This window comes from Aquitalea sp. FJL05 (genome assembly GCF_003852595.1).
Classification (GTDB): Bacteria; Pseudomonadota; Gammaproteobacteria; order Burkholderiales; family Chromobacteriaceae; genus Aquitalea; species Aquitalea aquatilis.
On the sequence record NZ_QAJS01000002.1, the window covers coordinates 1 to 20,674 of the forward strand.

Annotated in this window: 17 protein-coding genes; 10 read left to right on the forward strand and 7 right to left on the reverse strand. The window is 61.1% G+C overall.

All coding sequences use genetic code 11. From position 1 onward, the window contains the following. Positions 1 to 176 precede the first annotated feature (176 nt). The 5 genes from DBR44_RS01505 to DBR44_RS01525 all read left to right on the forward strand — a co-directional run bounded on the left by DBR44_RS01505 (position 177) and on the right by DBR44_RS01525 (position 7,468). Complete coding sequence (locus tag DBR44_RS01505; protein ID WP_124641370.1) at positions 177 to 2,432, forward strand: heavy metal translocating P-type ATPase; 2,256 nt, start codon at positions 177 to 179, stop codon at positions 2,430 to 2,432. 134 nt (positions 2,433 to 2,566) lie between these two features. Continuing rightward, positions 2,567 to 3,124, forward strand: a complete 558-nt coding sequence (locus DBR44_RS01510) for an antibiotic biosynthesis monooxygenase (protein WP_124641372.1) — start codon at positions 2,567 to 2,569, stop codon at positions 3,122 to 3,124. Between the two features lie 134 nt (positions 3,125 to 3,258). Next, complete coding sequence (locus DBR44_RS01515) at positions 3,259 to 4,413, forward strand: FIST signal transduction protein (protein WP_124641374.1); 1,155 nt, start codon at positions 3,259 to 3,261, stop codon at positions 4,411 to 4,413. Further along, entirely contained in the window at positions 4,410 to 5,897 is a 1,488-nt protein-coding gene (locus DBR44_RS01520) for an HD domain-containing phosphohydrolase (protein WP_124641376.1), read from the forward strand. Before DBR44_RS01515 ends, DBR44_RS01520 begins: the two co-directional genes overlap by 4 nt. Before the next feature lie 2 nt (positions 5,898 to 5,899). Beyond that, positions 5,900 to 7,468, forward strand: a complete 1,569-nt coding sequence (locus DBR44_RS01525; RefSeq protein WP_124641378.1) for an HD domain-containing phosphohydrolase — start codon at positions 5,900 to 5,902, stop codon at positions 7,466 to 7,468. A 78-nt stretch (positions 7,469 to 7,546) separates the two neighbouring features. On the opposite strand, the gene DBR44_RS01530 is transcribed toward DBR44_RS01525, so the two are convergent. Both DBR44_RS01530 and DBR44_RS01535 read right to left on the reverse strand, forming a co-directional pair. Then, entirely contained in the window at positions 7,547 to 8,152 is a 606-nt protein-coding gene (locus DBR44_RS01530) for a PolC-type DNA polymerase III (RefSeq protein WP_124641380.1), read from the reverse strand. 5 nt (positions 8,153 to 8,157) lie between these two features. Continuing rightward, entirely contained in the window at positions 8,158 to 8,361 is a 204-nt protein-coding gene (locus DBR44_RS01535; RefSeq protein WP_124641382.1) for a hypothetical protein, read from the reverse strand. Between the two features lie 121 nt (positions 8,362 to 8,482). Here DBR44_RS01535 and DBR44_RS01540 point away from each other — a divergent pair, with 121 nt between their 5' ends. After that, complete coding sequence (locus tag DBR44_RS01540; protein WP_124641384.1) at positions 8,483 to 9,064, forward strand: flavin reductase family protein; 582 nt, start codon at positions 8,483 to 8,485, stop codon at positions 9,062 to 9,064. A gap of 36 nt (positions 9,065 to 9,100) precedes the next feature. On the opposite strand, the gene DBR44_RS01545 is transcribed toward DBR44_RS01540, so the two are convergent. Both DBR44_RS01545 and DBR44_RS01550 read right to left on the reverse strand, forming a co-directional pair. Then, the gene (locus tag DBR44_RS01545; RefSeq protein ID WP_124641386.1) at positions 9,101 to 10,459 is read right to left on the reverse strand and encodes an aspartate aminotransferase family protein; all 1,359 of its coding nucleotides are present in this window, start codon (positions 10,457 to 10,459) and stop codon (positions 9,101 to 9,103) included. Positions 10,460 to 10,507: 48 nt separating this feature from the next. Continuing rightward, positions 10,508 to 11,845, reverse strand: coding sequence for a glutamine synthetase family protein (locus DBR44_RS01550; RefSeq protein WP_124641388.1), 1,338 nt, complete (start codon positions 11,843 to 11,845; stop codon positions 10,508 to 10,510). Between the two features lie 227 nt (positions 11,846 to 12,072). On the opposite strand from DBR44_RS01550, the gene DBR44_RS01555 reads away from it, so the two are divergent. After that, positions 12,073 to 12,720, forward strand: coding sequence for a GntR family transcriptional regulator (locus tag DBR44_RS01555; RefSeq protein ID WP_124641390.1), 648 nt, complete (start codon positions 12,073 to 12,075; stop codon positions 12,718 to 12,720). A gap of 190 nt (positions 12,721 to 12,910) precedes the next feature. Here the strand turns inward: DBR44_RS01555 and DBR44_RS01560 are convergent, their stop codons facing one another. Further along, positions 12,911 to 13,549, reverse strand: a complete 639-nt coding sequence (locus DBR44_RS01560) for a hypothetical protein (protein ID WP_124641392.1) — start codon at positions 13,547 to 13,549, stop codon at positions 12,911 to 12,913. 13 nt (positions 13,550 to 13,562) lie between these two features. Then, positions 13,563 to 14,162, reverse strand: a complete 600-nt coding sequence (locus tag DBR44_RS01565; RefSeq protein ID WP_124641394.1) for a TetR/AcrR family transcriptional regulator — start codon at positions 14,160 to 14,162, stop codon at positions 13,563 to 13,565. Positions 14,163 to 14,283: 121 nt separating this feature from the next. Between DBR44_RS01565 and DBR44_RS01570 the strand changes: the two genes are divergently transcribed. Genes DBR44_RS01570 through DBR44_RS01580 form a run of 3 tightly spaced genes read left to right on the forward strand, consistent with a single transcriptional unit; the run spans position 14,284 to position 18,461 of the window. Then, a complete protein-coding gene (locus DBR44_RS01570; RefSeq protein ID WP_124641396.1) occupies positions 14,284 to 15,705 on the forward strand; it encodes an efflux transporter outer membrane subunit in 1,422 nt (473 codons plus the stop codon). Positions 15,706 to 15,755: 50 nt separating this feature from the next. After that, positions 15,756 to 16,919 (forward strand): HlyD family efflux transporter periplasmic adaptor subunit, encoded by a 1,164-nt coding sequence (locus DBR44_RS01575; RefSeq protein WP_124641398.1) that lies wholly within the window; start codon positions 15,756 to 15,758, stop codon positions 16,917 to 16,919. Positions 16,920 to 16,922: 3 nt separating this feature from the next. Beyond that, positions 16,923 to 18,461: a DHA2 family efflux MFS transporter permease subunit gene (locus tag DBR44_RS01580; RefSeq protein ID WP_124641400.1), complete on the forward strand. Its 1,539-nt coding sequence runs from the start codon at positions 16,923 to 16,925 to the stop codon at positions 18,459 to 18,461. Positions 18,462 to 18,617: 156 nt separating this feature from the next. On the opposite strand, the gene DBR44_RS01585 is transcribed toward DBR44_RS01580, so the two are convergent. Then, on the reverse strand, positions 18,618 to 19,895 hold the full coding sequence (locus DBR44_RS01585) for a RidA family protein (RefSeq protein ID WP_370449617.1): 1,278 nt from the start codon (positions 19,893 to 19,895) through the stop codon (positions 18,618 to 18,620). Between the last annotated feature and the right edge of the window lie 779 nt (positions 19,896 to 20,674).

Here is a 20,674-nt window from a genome sequence, read left to right on the forward strand (position 1 = left end):
CGCACTGCCTTGTCAAACCCCGCTGGCAGGGAATGCCCTGCGGCGCGCGGTTTTCCGCGCATTGCATCCCCTCAACATCCGCCGCCGTGAAAAAAATAGTGTTAACAGGCCCTAGGCTTGACCTTGAAGTTGCTACAAGGTGTTTACTGTAAGCCAATGTCGCAGTGGAGACCAGCATGAAGCATCAACAGCCCCCTCGTCCGCATGGAAACCATGAGCATGCGCACACCCATGATCATGACCACGAGCATGGCCATGTCGAACAGCATGCCCATCAGCACAGCTGTGGCTGCAGCAACGCCACCACAAGCGCCCTGGCTGCACTGCCTGCGGCACAGGCCAGTGGCACACAGTCGCACACTCCTATCCGCATCCTGCAAATGGACTGCCCCACCGAAGAAGCACTGATCCGCAACAAGCTGGGCACGATGCCCGGCGTGCAGGACATGGAATTCAACCTGATGCAGCGGGTGTTGACGGTCAGCCATCAGCCAAGCGTGCTGCCGGACATTCTGGCGGCCCTGCGCAGCCTTGGTTTCGAACCGCAAACCGGCGACGCACCACCTGCCCGGCCCGCACAGCCTGCCGCCTGGTGGCCGCTGGCACTGGCTGCCGTGGCTGCAGCGGCGGCCGAAGTGTGTAGCTGGCTGGCCCTGCCCGGCTGGCTGGCGGCCTTGCTGGCGCTGGCCGCCATTGCGATTTGCGGTCTGGGTACCTACCAAAAAGGCTGGATTGCCCTGCGCAACCGCACCCTCAACATCAATGCGCTGATGAGCATCGCCGTCACCGGCGCAGTCTTGCTGGGACAATGGCCGGAAGCCGCCATGGTGATGGTGCTGTTTACCCTGGCCGAGCGCATCGAGGCCCGTTCGCTGGAGCGCGCCCGCAATGCCATCGGCAGCCTGTTGCAGCTGACACCGCCCCAGGCCATGGTGCAGCAGGCGGATGGCAGCTGGCAGAGCATGGACCTGGCCGACATCGCCATCGGCAGTAGCGTGCGGGTGGCTCCCGGCGAGCGCATCGCCCTGGATGGCGTGTTGCTTGCCGGCAGCTCCAGCGTCAATCAGTCGGCCATGACCGGCGAAAGCCTGCCGGTGGAAAAAAACGTGGGCGACAGTGTGTACGCCGGCACGCTGAATGCCAGCGGCTCGTTTGAATACCGGGTCAGTGCCGCCGCCAACGACACCATGCTGGCGCGCATCATTCATGCGGTGGAGCAGGCACAGGGCGCACGCGCGCCCACCCAGCGCTTTGTCGACAGCTTTGCCCGCTACTACACCCCCGCAGTCTTCCTGCTGGCGCTGGCTGTTGCACTGCTGCCGCCACTGCTGGGCGCTGGCAGCTGGCATGACTGGCTGTACAAGGCGCTGGTACTGCTGGTCATCGCCTGCCCCTGCGCACTGGTCATCTCCACCCCGGTCACCATCGTCAGCGGCCTGGCGGCAGCCGCGCGTCGCGGCATCCTGATCAAAGGCGGCGTGTGGCTGGAACAGGGCCGACACTTGCGCTGGCTGGCACTGGACAAGACCGGCACCATCACCCACGGCAAGCCGGAACAGACCGACTTTGTCGCGCTGGGTACAGCCAGCCCCGCCGACTACCGGCAACTGGCCGCCAGCCTGGCCGGCCGTTCCGACCACCCGGTATCACAAGCGTTATCACGTGCAGCACAAGCAGATGCCCTGCCGCTGCTTCCGGTCGAGGATTTCCTCGCCCTGCCCGGTCGTGGCATACAGGGCAATATCGCCGGCCAAAACTACGCATTGGGCAACCAGCGACTGCTGCAGGAGCGCGGCCACTGCCCACCAGAATTGGCCACACAACTGGCCGCTCTGGAAGCGCAGGGCAAGAGCGTGGTAGCCCTGCTGAACGATAGCGGTGCGCTGGCCCTGTTCGCAGTGGCCGATACCATCAAGCCGGGCAGCCCCGCTGCCATTGCCGAGCTGCACCAGCTGGGCGTGAAAACCATCATGCTCAGTGGCGACAATCAGGCCACGGCCAGCGCCATCGCCAGCCAGGCCGGCATCGACGTGGCACGCGGCAATCAGCTGCCGCAGGACAAGGCCGACGCGATAGCCGCCCTGTCTGGCCAGGGCCTGGTCGGCATGGTGGGGGATGGCATCAACGATGCCCCGGCACTGGCCCGCGCCGACATCGGCTTCGCCATGGGGGCCATGGGCTCGGACACCGCCATCGAAACCGCCGACGTGGCCCTGATGGACGACGATCTGGCCAAGATCCCGGCTTTTGTGCGCCTGTCACGCACCACCCACGCCATTCTGGTGCAAAACATCACACTGGCACTGGGCATCAAGGCGGTTTTCCTGCTGCTGACCCTGCTGGGCATGGGCAGCATGTGGATGGCGGTGTTCGCCGATGTGGGCGCCAGCCTGCTGGTAGTGGGCAACGGCCTGCGTTTGCTGCGCAAATAAGACTGGACGACGGGCGGCTGCATCACGGCAGGCATATTGCTTGCTTTAACCGTGACAGAAACGCTTCCACCACCCCGGAAGCGTGCCGTCCGCTCCCACCCCGACGCGGTACGGCTCGCCTGCAGGAGCCAGACATGACATCCGACACCCCGCTTACCTTGCTGATCACCCGCCGCATCGACCCGGCACGCCATGCCGAATTTCACCAGTGGATCCGTCACGGCGAAGCCCTCGCCAGCCAGGCCACTGGCTATCTGGGTTCGGGACTGCTGTCACCACCACCCGGCGACGACAGCTGGCAGATCCTGTTCCGTTTCGCCAGCCAATCCAGCCTGGATGCCTGGGCCGCCAGCCCCGCCCGCCAGCAATGGCTGCAACAGGGGGCCGGACTGATCCAGCACAGCCAGGTGCATTGCGCCAGTGGGCTGGACAGCTGGTTCGGCCTGCAAGCACCGCCGCGCTGGAAGCAGGCGGTGATGATCTGGCTGGCCTTCTTCCCGGTTTCGCTCAGCTTCAACCTGCTGCTGGGCGAACAGCTGGCCGCGCTACCGCTGGTGCTGCGCGTGCTGTGCAGCACGCTGCTGCTAACACCGGCCATGGTGTTCTGCTTCATCCCCTTGTGCAGCCGCCTGCTGCGCAACTGGCTGCAAGGCAAGCGCCAGCGCGCACCGACACTGGCCGGGGAACACTGAACGACAGCAGCATATGATTGCGCCAGCCAGTTTTTGTCATGATTTATTGTGCAAATCGGTCGGAATCAGCGATGTCCTCGTTTATGATAAGGCTATCGCTAGCAAGAGCAGCTTACTGATCGAAGGCCCCGCCAATGAACGCCCCCTGGCACAGCACGCTGGACAGCGGACAGCTGGAAGTGCAATTACGTCAATGGCAATCCAGCCATCCCGGCCAGCAATTGCTGGCGCTGGTAGCCGAGTCCGATCAGCAACGGCTGCCCGAGCTGCAAACCTGCTGCCTGCATCTGGGCATTGCGCTGGCTGGCGGCATTTTTCCGCGCCTGCTGGACGGCCAGGGCTTTTTGCCTGGCGGTGCCTGGCTGCTACCGCATTCCTCGCCGGCCAATGCCGCCCTGCTCGGCATTCATTCTGACCGTGGCGCAGCCATTGCAGCCCGGCAGATGGCCGACCAGGTGCAGCACATGCTGCAGCAGTGGCCAGCGGCACAGGGCAAGCCCACGCTGTTCATGCTGTTCGACGCCATGCTGCCGGATATTGCCTCCATTCTGGATGAGCTATACCTGCTGCTGGCCGATCAGGTGTACTACGCCGGCGTGAATGCCGGCAGCGAAAGCTTCCAGCCCATGCCCTGCCTGTTCGACCAGCACCACACCATTGGCCATGGCGTGCTATGCCTGCTGCTGCCTTCTTCCGCCAATCCGGTGATTGCCCATGGCTATGCCGCACCACAGCAGACCACCTGCGCCACCGCCACCGCCGGCAACCGCATCTTCCAGATTGACTGGCGGCCGGCTTTCGACAGTTACCGGCTGATGGTGAAAGAACAGTTTGGTGCCGAGCTGACCCGGGAAAACTTCTACTCCTTTGGCGTGCATTTTCCGCTGGGCGTGGTACTGGCCAACCAGCAGGTGCTGATCCGCGTACCGGTGGCGCTGGAGGACGACGGTTCGGTGTTCTGCGTGGGCGAGGTGCCGGAAAACGCCTTGCTGATCATGCTGCAAGCACCAGCAGAACCGGGGCAGGAATGCGTGGACAGCATTGTGGCCAGCTTGCGCCAGCGCCATGGCGATATCAGCCAGCAGCCGCTGCTGGGCTTTTACTGCGCCGGTCGCAATATGCACTTCGGGCCGGCGGCGCTACAGGAAATCAGCCACTTGCAAGCCAGCAGCGCGGCAGCACCACTGGTGGGCGCACTGACACTGGGCGAAATCGCCAGCCTGCAGGAGTGGGGCTATCCGCTGTTTCACAACGCCAGCATCCTGTGCAGCCTGTGGCGGTCGGCATGAACAAGGACCAGCTGTTGGCCGTGCTATACGACCTGTCACTCACCATCGGGCGCGAGGTGACGGTCGATGCCCTGCTCACCAAGGTGGTCCAGCGCCTGCTTTACCATACCGGCTGCCCCACCGGGCTGGTACTCAGCCACCCACAGGGGCTGGATGCCAGTCACGGGCGCTTGCTGAAGGTGATTGGCGACCATCTGCTGCAACAGCAACTGGGCGAGGACATCGCCCTGCCGCCGGGCCTGCTGGGCCGCAGCATTCGTTCCGACCTCCCCCAGACACTGCTGCAAGGCTTTAGCGGCCAGCCGCGCTACCCCTGCGGCCTGCGCCTGCCGCTGGACCAGCACCACACCATTCTGCTGCTGGCCCCGGCACCGCTGTTGCAGCAATTGCCGCTGGAGCATGTGTTTCCACCAGTGCTGGCCAATCTGTCACGCGCCATCAAGCTGTGCCAGGACAGTGAACAACTGGCCGAAACCATGCAGCGCGAACGCAATCAGGCCAAGGCTGCGCTCAACCGCGCGCTGCGCTTCAACCAGGCCCTGCTCAACGCCATTCCCATTGCCGTGTTCTACAAGGATGCAACAGGACGCTACCTGGGCTGCAATCCGGCATTCAGCCGCACCGTCGGCATGCAGGCCGAGGACATCATCGGCAAGCTGCCGGCCGAAGTATGGCCGGCCGAACTGGCGGCCATGTTTACCCAGAAAGACAGCGAGCTGATCGTCACGCGCCAGCCACAACTGTTCGAATACGTGATACGCAGCCAGCAAGGACAGCTGATGGATGTGGTCTACGCCAAAGACCTGTTCTACGACGATGACAACCAGATCGGCGGCATCATCGGGGCTTTCATCGACATCAGCGCCCGCAAGCAGGCGGAAGAGTCGCTGCGCCAGTCGCTGATCCAGGCCATCAGCGCCCTGTCGTCAGCCATGGTGCACCGCGACCTGAGCACGGCAGGCCACGAAGTACGGGTCAGCAACCTGGCCGTCGCCATCGGCCGCCAGCTGCAGCTGGGTGCCGAACAGCTGGAAGGACTGGGGCTGGCCGCCATGGTGCACGACATCGGCCAGATCCAGATTCCCTCGGAAATCCTCACCCGGCCGCGCCGCCTCAATCATGAAGAATTCGAGCTGGTCAAAATGCATGCCGAAGCCGGACATGAGATCCTCAAGGACATCCACTTTCCCTGGCCTATCGCCGACATCGCCTGGCAGCATCATGAAAACATGGATGGCAGCGGCTACCCACGCGGCCTCGCCGGTGAAGACATCCTGCTGGAGGCGCGCATCATCCACGTGGCCGACAGCATGGAAGCCATGCTGTCGCATCGCCCCTTCCGCCGCCAATTGGGCATGGAGCAAGCGATAGCGCAATTGAAGCATTACCGTGGCAGCATTTACGACCCGGCCGTGGTCGATGCCTGCCTCAGCCTGTTTGTCGATCAGGGTTATGAATTACCGGACAGCAAAAGAAAAAACTGACCATGTCCACTTCCACCGCTCACTCACCACTGAGCGCCTGCACCTTGCAGGGGCTGATTCGCCAATTGCCGGACCGCGTCGTCATCAAGGACAGCAGCTCGACCTTCATCGCCTGCAATCAGCGCTTTGCCGATGATCTTGGCCTCACGGTCGACGCCGTCACCGGCAAAACCGACTTCGACTTTTTCCCGTCACACCTGGCCGCCCGCTATCAGGCCGACGACCAGCGCGTCATCCGTAGCGGCCAGAGCATCACCCTGCAGGAGCCTGGTGCCTTTGCTGGCAACCCCGGCTGGCTGGAAACCAGCAAATCGCCGATTCTCGATGCCAACGGCCACTGCATCGGGCTGACGGTCATCATCCGCGACATCACCCAGCGGCTGCGAGACATCGACGAGATGCGCCGCCAGTCATGGGCGGTACAGGCCAATAGCCGGACCAACCAGGCGCTGGTGCAGGCGCGGGATGAAAGCGAGCTGTTGCAGGCGGTATGCGAGGCGATTGTGGCGGACCAGCGCTATCAGCTGGCGCTGATCTGCGGCATCAGCGATGTGCAGCAAAAGCAATTGCAAGTACTGGCCTGCGCCGGCAGTGCCCGTCGCTATGCCGAACAGCTGCGGGTCAGCTGGGACGAAACCGACCCCAACGGGCAGGGGCCCATCGGCCATTGCATCCGTCAGGGCAATACGGTCAGCCTGGGCGAGTTGCAGCAACAGCCACAATTCCAGCCCTGGCAAGCAGCGGTGCACCACTTTGGCCTGCAAGCCATCGTCGCCATCCCGCTGGTGGCAGGCCCTGACCTGATCGGCGCGCTGGCCGTGTACGCTGGCGAGGCGCAATCGTTTGGCCCGGTGGAAGTGCAGGTATTCGAAGAACTCACGCGCAATGTGCAGTTTGGCATCCAGTCACGCCGCACCCAGGTGGCCTATCAGCAATCATTGCAGGAACAGGCCAGTCAGGCCCAGGTACTGGAAAAAGCGCTGGAGAACGCACTGGCGGCCATTGCCTCGGTGCTGGAACAGCGCGACCCCTATACCGCCGGCCACCAGAAGCATGTCGCCGAACTGGCCGTGCTGATCGGACAGGAAATGGGTTTGTCAGCCGAACGGCTGCGCGGGCTGTATCTGAGCGGGGTGGTGCATGACCTGGGCAAGATCGAAGTACCGGCGGAAATCCTCAGCAAGCCCAGCCGGCTGCACCCGGTGGAGTTCGCGCTGGTCAAACGCCACCCGGATGTAGCCTACAACATCCTGAAAAACATCGACTTTCCCTGGCCCATCGCCGACATCATCCGCCAGCATCACGAATACCTGGATGGCTCGGGTTATCCGCTGGGCTTGAGCGGCGACGCCATCCTGCTGGAAGCGCGCATTCTCACCGTGGCCGACATCGTCGAATCCATGTCGTCCGACCGCCCCTACCGTGCAGCACTGGGCATCGAGCAGGCCATTGCCCAGATCCGGCTGATGCGTGGCGTGCAACTGGACCCGGAAGCCGTCGACGCCTGCATCCGTGTGCTGGAGCTGGGTGCTTTCACCCCGCACTTGCTGTCACTGGAAGGCAGCCACTAAGAGCGGCGAATAAACCCCTGGGGCAAGGCGTACCGCCGCAGCAGGGGTTTTGTCCGCGACGCTCAGCTGGCAGCAGCCTCAGCGCGGGCGTAGAAACTCCCCCACCTTGGCGGCCGTGACCTTTTGCAACTGGCACAGCTCACCATGCGCCAGGCCCGGGCGCTGATGCTGGCGGGCCGCCGTATCCAGCAGATATTGCAGCAGATGCGCCGCCATGCGGGCATCGGCCAGGGCGCGGTGGGCGCGACCGGCATCAGGCAAGCCCGCCCAGCGGGTGAGCGTGCCCAGCTTGTGGTCTGGTGCCTGCGGTAGCAGCCGGCGCGCCAAGAGCAGGGTGCAGGCAAAATCCTGCCGCCGCTGCCGGCCCAGCAAGGCCAGTTCGTGATCCCAGAACTTGCGGTCGAAGGCGGCGTTATGCGCCACCAGCGGGATGTCACCGACAAAGTCGGCCACCTCGGCCATGACCCGTGATGCCGGCGGTGCCGTGCGCAGCATGGCATTGCTGATGCCAGTCAGGCGCTCGATATCGGCCGGCACCCGCACCCCGGCATTCATCAGGCTTTGATAGCTGTCCAGCTCGCGGCCATCCTGCCACAGCACCACGGCCACCTCGGTGGCGCGGCTGCCCACGGCGGGCGACAGGCCGCTGGTTTCAAAGTCGAGTACGGCAAAACAGGCTGACATGGGGCTTAGTTCAGTGCGGCCTTGGCGGCCTCTTCCGGACTCAGGCCATCAAAAAACATGTCGGTAAACCACTCGGCATTTTCTTCGATCTGCTGTTGTGCTTCATCCGGCTTGGCACCGGCAGCCACGAACAGGGCTTCCACTTCGGCGCACCATTGCAGCAGGGCTTCGGTTTCCGGATCCAGCTCGTCGTCTTTGCGTTTGGACATGGTTGATCTTTCAATGAAAAGTAAAAACTGAGGCGGCATTGTACACGCCATCGGCAAGGTTCTGGCTGGCAACCGATGGATATTGCTAGAATCCGCCATCTTCACCTTGCGAAAAATCCTCATGAGCACTCTCGTTGCTGTCGATCTGGCCAAATGCTATCGCCTGCTGAATCACGGCCCCACCGTTCTGGTGTCCAGCGCGCATGGCGATCAGAGCAATGTCATGGCCGCCGCCTGGGCCATGCCGCTGGATTTCTCCCCGCCCAAGGTGCTGGTGGTGGTGGACAAAGCCACCCACACCCGCCAACTGATGGAAGCCTCTGGCGAATTCGTGCTGAATGTCCCCTGCCGGGCGCAGGCGGAGCAGGTACTCAAGGCCGGCAGTGTCAGCGGCAAGGACGTGGACAAGTTTGCGGTCAGCGGCCTGGAGGCGGTGGCGGGCGACAAGGTAGCCGCGCCGCATGTGGCCGGCTGCATTGCCTATCTGGAATGCCGCATCATCAGCGAGCCGCACAACCAGCAACAATATGATCTGTTCATCGGCGAGGTTGTCTGCGCCAGGGCAGACCCGGATGTCTGGCACGATGGTCATTGGCAGTTTGACGGCCACGATGACAAGCGCAGCCTGCACTACATTGCCGGCGGCAGCTTTTTCAGCATTGGCGAGCAGTTCAGCGTGCAAGTGGACAAAGCGGAAAACTGAAGCAGGCCGCCAGTACGGCGGCCTGCTGATGGTGGATTACAGCACCTGCTGCACAAAGCCATCGAATGCCGCCAGCAGCCGCTCGACATCCGCCGCCGTGGTCTGCGGGCACACCAGCAGCATATTGTGGAAAGGCGTGATCAACAGGCCACGATTGAGCAGGTAGAGGTGGATGATGTGCTCCATATCGCTGTCCAGAATGGCATCGGCCTCGCTGCCATTGCGCGGCGGGCTGGCGGTGAACTGAAACTCGGTACGCGCGCCCACCTGGGTGACACACCACGGCAGCTGATGGCGGACAATGACTGCACGCAGCCCGTCGGCCAACTGACCGGCCAGGGCAAACATGTGGGCATAAGCCTGTTCGGTCATCACCTCGGCCAGATTGGCGCGCATTGCCGCCATCGCCAGCATGTTGGCAGTCAGCGTGGTGCCGATGCCGCTATGCCCCGACACCGCTTCGCGCTTGGCCTGCTGCGCCCGCTCGGCCATTTCCGCCGAAAAACCGTACACCGCACACGGCACGCCGCCACCCATCGGCTTGCCCAGCACCATCATGTCCGGCTGCAGGCCATGGGCACGGGTGTAGCCACCCATGCCGGTGCTGATGGTGTGGGTTTCATCCATGATCAGCAGCGTGCCGTAACGGCGGCACAGCGCCTGCGCCGCTTCCCAGAAGCCGGGATCAGGCAGCACCATGCCGATATTGGTCATGGCCGGCTCTGCCAGCAGACAAGCCACCTGCCCGTCCTGCAAGGCTGCTTCCAGCGCGGCTGGATCATTGAATTCCACCACGCGGGTGTATTGCGTCAGGTCGTACACCTGCCCCAGCAGGCTGGCGCGCTGCACCGGCTTACCCTCCACCAGATCGACAAATACATCATCAATGGTGCCGTGGTAGCAGCCATTGAATACCAGCAGCTGCTGGCGACCGGTGGCGGCACGCGCCCAGCGCAGGGCGAAACGGTTGGCATCGGTGGCGGTCATGGCAAACTGCCAGTACGGCAGGCCAAAGCGGCGCGCCAGCTCGCTGGCCACCCATACCGCATCTTCCGACGGCAGCATGGTGGTAATGCCACGCGCGGCCTGCTCGGCCACGGCCTTGGCCACTGGTGCCGGACCATGGCCGAACATGGCACCGGTATCGCCCAGACAGAAATCAACATACTGATTGCCGTCCACATCCTCAAAACTCGCCCCTTGTGCCTGCTTCACATACAGGGTGAAGGGGGTGGACCAGTCATCCATCCAGTGCAACGGCACGCCGAACAGCAGGTGCTGGTCGGCACGGGCCGACAATTGCTGTGATTGCGGACGCGCCGCGATGAATCGTTCACGCTCCTGAGCGTGCAGTTGCAGGGCCTTGTCCCAGTTGATGCCGTGTCGTGTCGTCATCCATCTCTCCTTGATCTTGTTCTGTTCGGGCAGCCGCCCGCCATCATGTCATACGTGCAGCTGCAGGTGTTCGCGTTCCCAGGCGGTGATGCCGCGATTGAAGGTTTCGAATTCCTTTTCCTTCACCGCGCAGAAAGCCTGCACAAACTGCTCGCCCAGAATCTCGGATAGCTCGGGGCAGTCCTGCATCAGCGCTACCGCATCTTCCAGGCTGCGCGGCAGCTCGAAATCCAGATCGTAGGCGCTGTCGCTCATCGGCTCGCTGGCCTCCAACTGCTGCACCATGCCCAGATAACCACAGGCCAGCGTGGCCGCCATCGCCAGATAGGGATTCACATCCACCCCCGGCACGCGGTTTTCCAGCCGTCGTGCAGTCGGCCCGGATGGTGGAATGCGGATGCCGCAGGTGCGGTTGTCGTAACCCCAGCGTACATTGATGGGGGCGGCAGCATGGCGGCTGAGCCGGCGATAGGAGTTCACATACGGTGCCAGCATGGGCATCACCAGCGGCAGGTATTTCTGCATGCCGGCAATGTGCTGGAAGAACAGCGGCGTCGCCGTGCCATCAGCTACCGAAAAGATGTTTGCACCGCTACTGCTGTCGACAATGCTCTGGTGGATGTGCATGGCACTGCCCGGCTCGCCTTCCATCGGCTTGGCCATGAAGGTGGCGAAGATATTGTGACGGTAGGCGGTTTCGCGCACGGCGCGCTTGAACAGAAACACCTGATCGGCCAGCTCCATGGCATCGCCATGGGCAAAGTTGATCTCCATCTGGCAGGCACCCACTTCGTGAATCAGCGTTTCCACATTCAGCTTGGCCTGCTGGCAGAAAGTGGACAGCTCCTGAAAGAAGGGGTCGAAATCGTTGACGGCATCAATGGAAAACGATTGCCGCCCTACTTCGGAGCGCCCGGCGCGGCCAGTGGGCGGGCGCAAGGGTTCGTGCGGATTGCTGTTCTGGCAGATCAGGTAAAACTCCATCTCCGGTGCCACCACCGGCCGCCAGCCACGCTCGGCATACAGCTTGAGCACGCGCCGCAACACCGCCCGTGGCGAAATGGCAATCGGCTGGCCATCGAAATCCTCGCAATCGTGGATCACCACCGCCACCGGCTCGATGGCCCAGGGCACCAGGCGAATGGATGATGGGTCCGGCACACACACCATGTCCGGATCATTGGCCCCGACAAAGCGTTCGAATTCGGCAAATTCGCCATTGACGGTAATGGTCAGCACTGCCCGTGACATCTTCATGCTGGCTTCCGCCAGAAACAGATCACGCGGCACGATCTTGCCGCGCGCCACGCCGGTCATGTCGGGAATGACGCATTCCACCTCGTGGATATTGTGTTCACGAATGAAGCTGTGCAAATGCTCATGCATGATTTCTCCTTTATGATCATATGTGCAAAATAGCTTGCATTCCAATACCGCACCAACCCGAATGAAATTAAATGTAAATACCGGAATTAAAGCTAGAAATAATCATAGTAAGATAAAATTTCAATGTCAATTTTTGATCAAATAAATGAAAAAAAGCTAAGCATCACAGCACTACTGCTGCTATGGTATCCTTGTGGCAAACTCCAATACTCACCGACCCGCCAACGATGAAGACTTCAGCCTCCTCCACCCTGCAGGACGAAACCTACACCACGCTGCGCCAATGGCTGTCACTCGGCCGCTGGCTGCCCGGCGAACGACTCAAGATCAAACAGCTGGCACAGGACATGCAGGTCGGTGAAATGCCGGTTCGCACTGCACTGCAACGACTGGTCGCGGAAAAGGCTCTGGCCAATATTCCCAACTGCGGCGTCACCGTGCCGCAACTGACTCGCACCCAGTTTGATGACATCCTGCAAACCCGCATGTTGCTGGAAGGTGAAGCCGCCGAAAAAGGCGCACGCAACCTGAGCGGTGCCGATTACAAGCTGCTGGAACAACTGACCGTCACCATGGAGCAGGCGATCAAGGAACACGACGTCAAAGGCTACCTGACGGCCAACGAAGAGTTCCACATCACCCTTTACCGCGCCTCCGGCTCGGCCATGCTGCTGGCCCTGATCGAAAGCGTATGGCTGCACGTCGGCCCCATCTCCAACCAGCTGCACCAGGACCCGCACGTGTGGAGCATCATGAACGACTGCCATGAAGACATGATGCGCGCCCTGCAGCGCCAGGACCCGTCCGCCGTGCGCCGCGCCATCGAGCGCGACCTCTTCAATGCCGGCCAGTATCTGAAAACGCTGTGTAACTGAGCATCAGGCCACCGCCTTAACGCTGTTCACTTAAAAAAGCACCGTCCCCACATATGGGAAACGGTGCTTTTTTGATTGCAGCAGCCACTCCAGCATAAGCGCGCTTTAAGCACACAGATCGGGCCACGAATACTTTGCTTAATATGTACAAACTCACTGCTGCTGCGCTGAACGATCTGAACGCCTCACGCTACTTGCCAGAATCACAGCCTTTCGTGACCTTGCCGCTGTCGATATCTTGCGTTGCGCAGGAGGTCTCTTGGTATTTTCCAGCCTTGAAAGCAAGCTTCACCAGGTAGCATTTCCCGCCACGGCATTGCGCCTCCTCGATGTCTTTCATCCCGTTTCTGCTACTGCCCAGCACCCGGAAAGCATCCGAATTGCCGCCGTAGAGAATGTTGTTTCGATCATCGACGATCCAGTGGCAGAAAATATGCGCACCATAGAAAGCCTGGAAATATGGGAAAGATTTGGGCCGCACAAAAAGAAAGGTCTTGTGATCAGCAGACAAGGGAATCTTGCGACTGACAAAGAGCTGCCGATAGTCGCCAGCCTTCACGCCTTTTTCTGCCATTTCTTGATCGGCCTGCAATTTTAAATCCGCATCAGAACGGACGATCACCCCCGCCAGCGCCTGAGACACGACCGACCAGCCCGTGGTTTTCTCTTCGGTGTAGGTTTCAAAAATGGGCTTGGCCAGCACTGCGCTGGAAAATAATGCGATCAAGATACCAAAAATCTTCATCATCATTCCTGGCTTAGGATGCTTTGAACATTGATCGCAACGAGTGAGCGGCATCAGCGCCTTGGCCGGTTTTTGCATCGGCATGGCAGGAACAGCACTACACCCCGTACCAGGCCATGAATACCTCCACTCCCCTGGCCACCCGTTCTTGCAGCAGGGTCAGGTCTTGTTCACTGACCACGCCAATCATGAAGGTCTGCTGATACTCAGCCTGTATCAGCGACAGCAAATGCATGGCGGCCACCCAGCCATCCGCCTGACGCAAGCGCCCGGCCGCCATTTCCGCCCCCAGATAGGCCGCCACCTTGTTCCAACCCTGGCGCGGGCCGGCATCATAAAACTGCTGCGCCGCCCCGGCACGCACCAACTCGCCGACGATGATGCCGCGCATGGCCATCAAATCCGGTCCCAGGATGACCTGCAGGTAGTTTTCCGCAAAAGCGCGCAAAGCGGCGGCAATATCCCCGCCCGGCACCAGTCGCGCATAAGCCTGCGACATGCGCTCCTCGGCCAGCATCTTCATCACACTCAGAAACAGCTCTTCCTTGGACTTGAAATAGCCATATAGCGTGGCTTTGGAGCCACCCACACGGCTGCAGATTTCCGCCATCGACGTAGCCTCGTAGCCACGCTGCAAAAACACCTCTGCCGCCGTTGCCACCATGTGCTGACGACGTTCTTCGCTTTTTGTACGCATTCACGCTCCGAAACAGTACCAAACTGTACAGTTTTTCTTGACGACAATATTCGGCTGCATTATAACCGTACCGTACCGTACAGTTAAAGACCTTGGCAATATTATGGACACCACATCAAGCATGCGCCGCGGGCACACCCTGTTGCAACTTTCGCTGCTAGCCAGCCTGTTGCTGACCGGCTGCGCCAGCGTGCCCGAACTGGGCCCGGCCGCCCGCAACAAAACCACCACCGAGCTGGCCAGCCAGCAAAGCCTCCCCGCCACCCCAGCCCAATGGGCCAACAGCAACTGGTGGCTGGATTATAACGACAGTCAGCTCAATGCCATCATGCAGGAAGCACTGAGCAACGCACCCGACCTTGCCGCCGCCCAGGCCCGCCTGGCCAAAGCTGCGGGTCAGGCCGAACAGGCCGGTGCCAGCCGGCTGCCCAGCGTCAGCCTGGACAGTTCGGTCACCAAGCTCAAGCAAAGCTATAACAACGGTATGCCGGCAGCCTATGTCCCCCACGGCTACAACAACTCTGCCAGCGTAGAGCTGAACTTCAGCTACGAGTTCGATTTCTGGGGCAAAAACCGCGCCGCCGTCGCCGCCGCCAGTACGGAACTGGCTGCCGCCGTGGCCGAAGCCGCGCAGAGCCGGCTGACACTGACCAGCTCGATTGCCGCCGGCTATGCTGAGTTGGCCCGCCTGTTTGCCGAACAGGATGCCGCCGAGCAAGCGCTGGCCGTGCGCCGCCACAGCGTCGAACTCTTGCAGCAACGCTACGACAACGGCCTGGAAACCCTGGGCAGCCTGCGCCAGGCCGAATCGCGCGCCGCCGGTGCCAGCGCCGACCTGAGCGCAGCGCGTCAGGCCATTGCCCAGCAGCGCTTCAGCCTTGCCGCCCTGATGGGGGCCGGGCCGGATCGCGGGCTGGTCATTGCCCGACCACAAGCCAGCCTGCTGCACGCGCAGGGCCTGCCCGCTACCCTGCAGGCAGACTTGCTGGGCCGCCGGCCCGACCTGGCCGCCGCCCGCCTGCGCGCCGAAGCCGCCGCCCGCCGCATTGATGTGGCCCACGCGGCGTTCTACCCCAATGTCAATCTGTCGGCCTATCTGGGCGTGCAGTCGCTGGGCCTGAGCCTGCTGGGCAAGAGCGGCTCGGACGTTGGCGGCATCGGCCCGGCCATTTCACTCCCCATCTTCCGTGGCGGTGCGCTGCAGGGTAATTACCGCGTGGCACGTGCCGAATACGATGCCGCCGTCGCCAGCTACAACCAGACACTGACCCAGGCCCTGCACGATGTCGCCGACGTAATGGCACAGGAAAAGGAGCTTGGTCCGCAACTGGAGCAGCGCCGACTGGCCCTGAAAACCGCCGAACAGTCCTATCAGGTCATGCAGAACCGCTACCAGGGCGGCCTGGCCAGCTACCTGGATGTACTGAACGCCGAGGATAACGTCATCGCCACTCGTCGCAGCGCAGCCAGCCTGGAAACCCGGCTGCTGCTGCTTGACGTCAGCCTGATCAAGGCGCTGGGCGGCGGCTATCAGCAAGCCTGAGCCCACCCTACCGGCACACACACAGACAAACCGCATACTAGAGAACCATCATGAGTGATATCAGCCACACCCTGCCTGCCAGCGAAGCTCCCCAAACCAGCGACCAGCTGTGCCTGGCCAAACGCAAGAAACTGTTTACCCTGCTTGGCGGTGTCGTCGCCCTGGGCGCACTGGCGGCCGGCAGCTACTGGGTACTGGTGGCCTCCCACCATGTCAGCACCGACAATGCCTATGTTGCAGCCGAAATTGCCCAGGTCACCCCGGAAGTCACCGGCACCGTGCGCGAGGTACTGGCGGTGGATACCCAGGCCGTCAAGCGCGGCGACATGCTGGCTCGGCTGGATGACAGCGACGCCAAACTGAATCTGTCGCAGGCCGAAGCCGAACTGGCCCGTGCCGAACGCCGCGTGCAAGGCTATCTGGCCAGCGACGAAGGCCTGCAGGCGCAGATTCAGGCGCGTATTGCCGACCAGGCACGCAGCAATGCGCAGCTGGCCTCTGCCCGCGCCGACCTGCAACGCGCCGAGCTGGACCTGCATCGTCGCCAGGCACTGGCCAAGAGCGGTTCGGTATCCGGTGAAGAGCTGAGCAATGCGCAAAACGTGTTCAGCACGGCCAGCGCCAGCCTGGCCGCCGCCGAAGCCGCTGCCAAACAGGCCGAAGCCAATGCCCGCGCCGCGCAGGGTTCGCTCAAGGCCAACCAGACCCTCACCGTCAACACCACGGTGGACAACAACCCCGAAGTGGCACTGGCCCGCGCCAAGCGTGACCAGGCTCGCCTCGACCTGGCACGCACGGTGATCCGCTCCCCGGTGGATGGCGTGGTGGCCAAGCGCCAGGTGCAGACCGGCCAGCGCGTGCAGTCCGGCACCCAGCTGATGTCGGTCGTGCCGTTGCAGCAGGTACATGTGGACGCCAACTTCAAGGAAGTGCAGCTGGACAAGGTACACATCGGCCAAGCGGCCACGCTGACGGCCGACCTCTACGGCAGCCGCATCACTTACCACGGCAAGGTGGCCGGCCTGTCCGGTGGCTCGGGTGCCGCATTTGCCACCATCCCGGCGCAAAACGCCACCGGCAACTGGATCAAGGTGGTGCAGCGCCTGCCGGTACGCATTGCGCTGGACCCGGCCGAACTGCGCGCCCATCCGCTGCAAGTAGGGCTATCGATGGAAGTCACCATCGACACCGCCAGCACCAGCCATAGCGAGTAAGCCATGTCCAGCAGCCAAACTCCCACCACCCCGCAACCGCTGCAGGGCAATACGCTGTGGCTGGCCGCCCTGGTGCTGGCCGCCGCCAACTTCGTGGCCGTACTGGATACCACCATTGCCAATGTGTCGGTACCCAATATTGCCGGCGGCCTGGCGGTTTCTTCCAGCCAGGGCACATATGTGATCACCTCCTATGCCGTAGCCGAAGCCATCACGGTGCCGCTCACCGGCTGGCTGGCCGCGCGGCTGGGTACGGTGCGGCTGTTCATCGGCTCCATGGTGCTGTTCGGCCTGTTTTCCCTGCTGTGCGGCATGGCCGGCTCACTGGAAACGCTGGTGCTGTTCCGCGTGCTGCAAGGCCTGGCCGGCGGCCCGCTGATGCCGATGTCGCAAACCTTGCTGCTGCGGATTTTCCCCAAGGAAAAAACCGGCGCAGCCATTGGCTTATGGAGCATGACCACACTGATTGCGCCCGTCATGGGGCCGATTCTGGGTGGGGTGCTGTGCGATCAGGTGAGCTGGCCGTGGATTTTCTGGATCAACGTCCCCATCACCATGCTGTGCGGCTATGCCGGCTGGCAGCTGCTGAAGAGCCAGGAAAGCCTGCGCGAGAAAATCCGCGTCGATGCCGTCGGGCTGGGCCTGCTGGTGGTGTGGGTGGCCGCCTTGCAGATCATGCTGGACGAAGGCAAGAACCTGGACTGGTTCAACTCGGCCGAGATCATCGCCCTGTCGGTAACGGCGGCAGTCGGCTTTGCCGCCTTCCTCATCTGGGAGCTGACCGAGCGTAACCCGGTGGTAAACCTGCGGGTATTCCGCCACCGTGGCTACTGGGCCAGCGTGCTTACCATCTCGCTGGCTTTCGGCTCCTTCTTCGGTGCCACGGTGCTGACCCCGCAATGGCTGCAGAGCTATATGGGCTACACCGCCACCGAAGCCGGCCACGCCACGGCCATGAGCGGCATCCTGGCCGTGCTGGTGGCACCGCTGGTGGCGCAGCTGTCCACCCGGGTTGATCCGCGCCCGCTGGTGTTCATGGGGGTGATGTGGCTGGGCGGTGTCACGCTGTACCGCAGCTTCTCCACGACTGACATGGGTTTCTGGCAAGTGGCGCTGCCGCTGTTGTTCCAGGGTGTAGGCATGCCCTTCTTCTTCGTGCCGCTCACCGGGCTGGCCATGGCCAGCGTCGAGCCACAGGAAATGGCGGCCGCCGCCGGGCTGATGAGCTTCATGCGTACCCTGTCCGGCGCTTTTGCCACCTCGCTGGTGACCACCGCCTGGGATGACAAGGCCAGCTATAACCATGCTGATCTGGTCGGCAGCATAGACAGTACGGGCAGCACCTTGCGCACACTGCGTGACAGCGGCCTGAGCATCGATGCCGCCACCGGCCAGCTGGCCCAGCTATTGCAATCACAAAGCATCATGCTGGCGACCAACCAGATCTTCTGGCTGACCGGTCTGTCCTTTATCGTGGCCGCCTGCGCCATCTGGCTGGCCCCGCGCCCGACACGGGTGGCCGATACCAGCCAGGCGCACTGACACGATCTGCTTGCGTGGTGGCCATGAGCTCACTGGTGATGGCCACCGCGCCTGTTGGCACAGGTTGTCTGCAAGCAAAAAAAGAAAGCCGGGTATAAACCCGGCTTTCTTCATTTTAAGGAACAAGGCAGTTGCTTATGTCCCAGCCTGTAATGCTCAGGCTTGCGGTGCAGTGCCTTCCGCATGCGACACCACTGCATCGATCTGCAGCAGGGCATTGCCCGGCAGCGCTGCCACGCCAACGATACGGCGGGCCGGCGTGCCAGTCGGGAAGAAGGTGGCATACACCTCGTCGATGGCAGCGATATCCTCGATATTCTTGAGGAAGATATTCACCTTGACCACATCAGCCAGCTGGTGGTTGATGCTTTCAACAATGGCCTTGATATTCTTCAGGCACTGCGCAGCCTGTTCCTTGATGCCGCCAGCCACCAGCGCACCGCTTGCTGCATCCAGCGGCAGTTGGGCGGACAGATGGTTGTAGTGCGAGAAGGCTACGGTCTGGGTGGACAGACGGTCTTTCGGTGCAGCAGCGGTGTTATTTGCCTTGATCACGATGCCGTGGCGGTCTTCAACTGCTTGCGGCGGCGTGCCATCGCCATGCGATACCACGACTTCGATTTGCACCAGTGCATCCATCGGCAATGCTGCGGCAGCAATAACCGTACGGGCAGGGAAATAGGCTACCGCGCGGGCAATGGCCGAATCCGGGAAAAAGGTCGTATAAACTTCATTGACGGCATCAATATCTGCGAAGTTTTTCAGGAAGACATTAACCTTGACGATATCGTCAAAAGGCACGTCAATCCCTTCCAGAATGGCCTTGACGTTCTTCAGGCATTGCGCGGTCTGTTCTTTCACACCGCCAGCTACCAGTTGACCGGATAGCGGATTAATCGGCAATTGCGCCGAGATATTGTTGTAGTGGGAAAAAGCCACGGTCTGCGTGGACAGCGGGCTGATCGGTGCCTTTTCGATATTTTTGGCGATTTTCACCAGATCACCGGCTTGCGGTGCATTCGGAATGGTACCTTCACCATTGGAAACAAGTGCTTCCACTTGCACCAGTGCGCCCAGCGGCAATGCAGCGACCGCTACTGTGGTCAATGCAGGGCGATAAGCCGGGAAGAATGTGGCATAGACCTGATTTACCGCGTCAAGATCGGCAATATTCTTGAGGAAGATGGTGATTCTGACCACATCATCCATAACATGGTCGATACTTTCGACAATGGCCTTGATGTTTTTAAAGGATTGCTCAGCCTGCTCTTTTACACCGCCAGCTACCAATTGGCCGGATGCCGGATCAATCGGCAATTGTGCCGACAGATTATTGTAATGAGAGAAAGCGGCTGTCTGCGAATAAGGACCCATATTCTCAGGAGCATTTGTCGTATTTCTTGCCAGAACTGCGTTATATCCACTCATGATCATGCTCACCTTTTACTTGATTTAGGGTATGCCGTAGTCAACATTTGCCGATTCTTCATCCGCCATTGCTACGGCTTCTTTCCGGATATGCATCATTTGTTTATGCCAACAACAGTTGCATGATCCGAAAGGAAAAACTTATATGAATAATGAAACGGTAATATAATGAACTGCTAATGCTTAGTCAACACAGTTGAGCTTGATCCAGGTCAACAAAACGACCATTGCCCTGCGCGTGATTTCCGGCAGCAAATAGACCGCTGCCTGGCAAGCAGGATATGACTTCACAATATTTTTGGCGGAGTGGATTTTTTACTGCAGCAGCGACAGGCCGGACAAAACAAGACCCAGTACTGAATTTCCCAGACAAAACGGCCCGGAACGGGCGATTAATACCCTTGGGCAAGGGTAATGAATTGGCGCGATCTTGCTACCGGGTATGCAGATTCGACTGCATCTGCCTATTTATCAATCAAATAGCCAATTGACCCAATTCATGCGCGTTTGGGCAGCGCATCACTCACTGCGCCGGCAAAGAGGAAGACGCAGGTTTAGGTTAAAGTTATTTTGCATAAGACCTGCTAACACCCCCGTTCCTGCCTTGCACCGGCTTGCCGTAATAGGCGTATTGTCAGCGTCGGCAGGCCTTGGCCCGGCTGCCCTGCGAGGTGTTGTTAGCGATGCTAAGCAGAAAAACAGCCAGACGATGACACACACTAAACAGCATGTACCATCGCCGGCGGGTCCAGGCGCGCTGGACGGCAGAACAAGGCAGCCCTGCC

What these genes read in the sequence shown, in the direction of transcription:
- DBR44_RS01585 (WP_370449617.1), bottom strand. Translation starts at nt 19,895, where the DNA reads ATGATCATGAGTGGATATAACGCAGTTCTGGCAAGAAATACGACAAAT.
- DBR44_RS01575 (WP_124641398.1), top strand. Translation starts at nt 15,756, where the DNA reads ATGAGTGATATCAGCCACACCCTGCCTGCCAGCGAAGCTCCCCAAACC.
- DBR44_RS01520 (WP_124641376.1), top strand. Translation starts at nt 4,410, where the DNA reads ATGAACAAGGACCAGCTGTTGGCCGTGCTATACGACCTGTCACTCACC.
- DBR44_RS01525 (WP_124641378.1), top strand. Translation starts at nt 5,900, where the DNA reads ATGTCCACTTCCACCGCTCACTCACCACTGAGCGCCTGCACCTTGCAG.
- DBR44_RS01570 (WP_124641396.1), top strand. Translation starts at nt 14,284, where the DNA reads ATGCGCCGCGGGCACACCCTGTTGCAACTTTCGCTGCTAGCCAGCCTG.
- DBR44_RS01545 (WP_124641386.1), bottom strand. Translation starts at nt 10,459, where the DNA reads ATGACGACACGACACGGCATCAACTGGGACAAGGCCCTGCAACTGCAC.
- DBR44_RS01535 (WP_124641382.1), bottom strand. Translation starts at nt 8,361, where the DNA reads ATGTCCAAACGCAAAGACGACGAGCTGGATCCGGAAACCGAAGCCCTG.
- DBR44_RS01505 (WP_124641370.1), top strand. Translation starts at nt 177, where the DNA reads ATGAAGCATCAACAGCCCCCTCGTCCGCATGGAAACCATGAGCATGCG.
- DBR44_RS01560 (WP_124641392.1), bottom strand. Translation starts at nt 13,549, where the DNA reads ATGCCGATGCAAAAACCGGCCAAGGCGCTGATGCCGCTCACTCGTTGC.
- DBR44_RS01555 (WP_124641390.1), top strand. Translation starts at nt 12,073, where the DNA reads ATGAAGACTTCAGCCTCCTCCACCCTGCAGGACGAAACCTACACCACG.
- DBR44_RS01510 (WP_124641372.1), top strand. Translation starts at nt 2,567, where the DNA reads ATGACATCCGACACCCCGCTTACCTTGCTGATCACCCGCCGCATCGAC.
- DBR44_RS01540 (WP_124641384.1), top strand. Translation starts at nt 8,483, where the DNA reads ATGAGCACTCTCGTTGCTGTCGATCTGGCCAAATGCTATCGCCTGCTG.
- DBR44_RS01550 (WP_124641388.1), bottom strand. Translation starts at nt 11,845, where the DNA reads ATGCATGAGCATTTGCACAGCTTCATTCGTGAACACAATATCCACGAG.
- DBR44_RS01565 (WP_124641394.1), bottom strand. Translation starts at nt 14,162, where the DNA reads ATGCGTACAAAAAGCGAAGAACGTCGTCAGCACATGGTGGCAACGGCG.
- DBR44_RS01515 (WP_124641374.1), top strand. Translation starts at nt 3,259, where the DNA reads ATGAACGCCCCCTGGCACAGCACGCTGGACAGCGGACAGCTGGAAGTG.
- DBR44_RS01530 (WP_124641380.1), bottom strand. Translation starts at nt 8,152, where the DNA reads ATGTCAGCCTGTTTTGCCGTACTCGACTTTGAAACCAGCGGCCTGTCG.
- DBR44_RS01580 (WP_124641400.1), top strand. Translation starts at nt 16,923, where the DNA reads ATGTCCAGCAGCCAAACTCCCACCACCCCGCAACCGCTGCAGGGCAAT.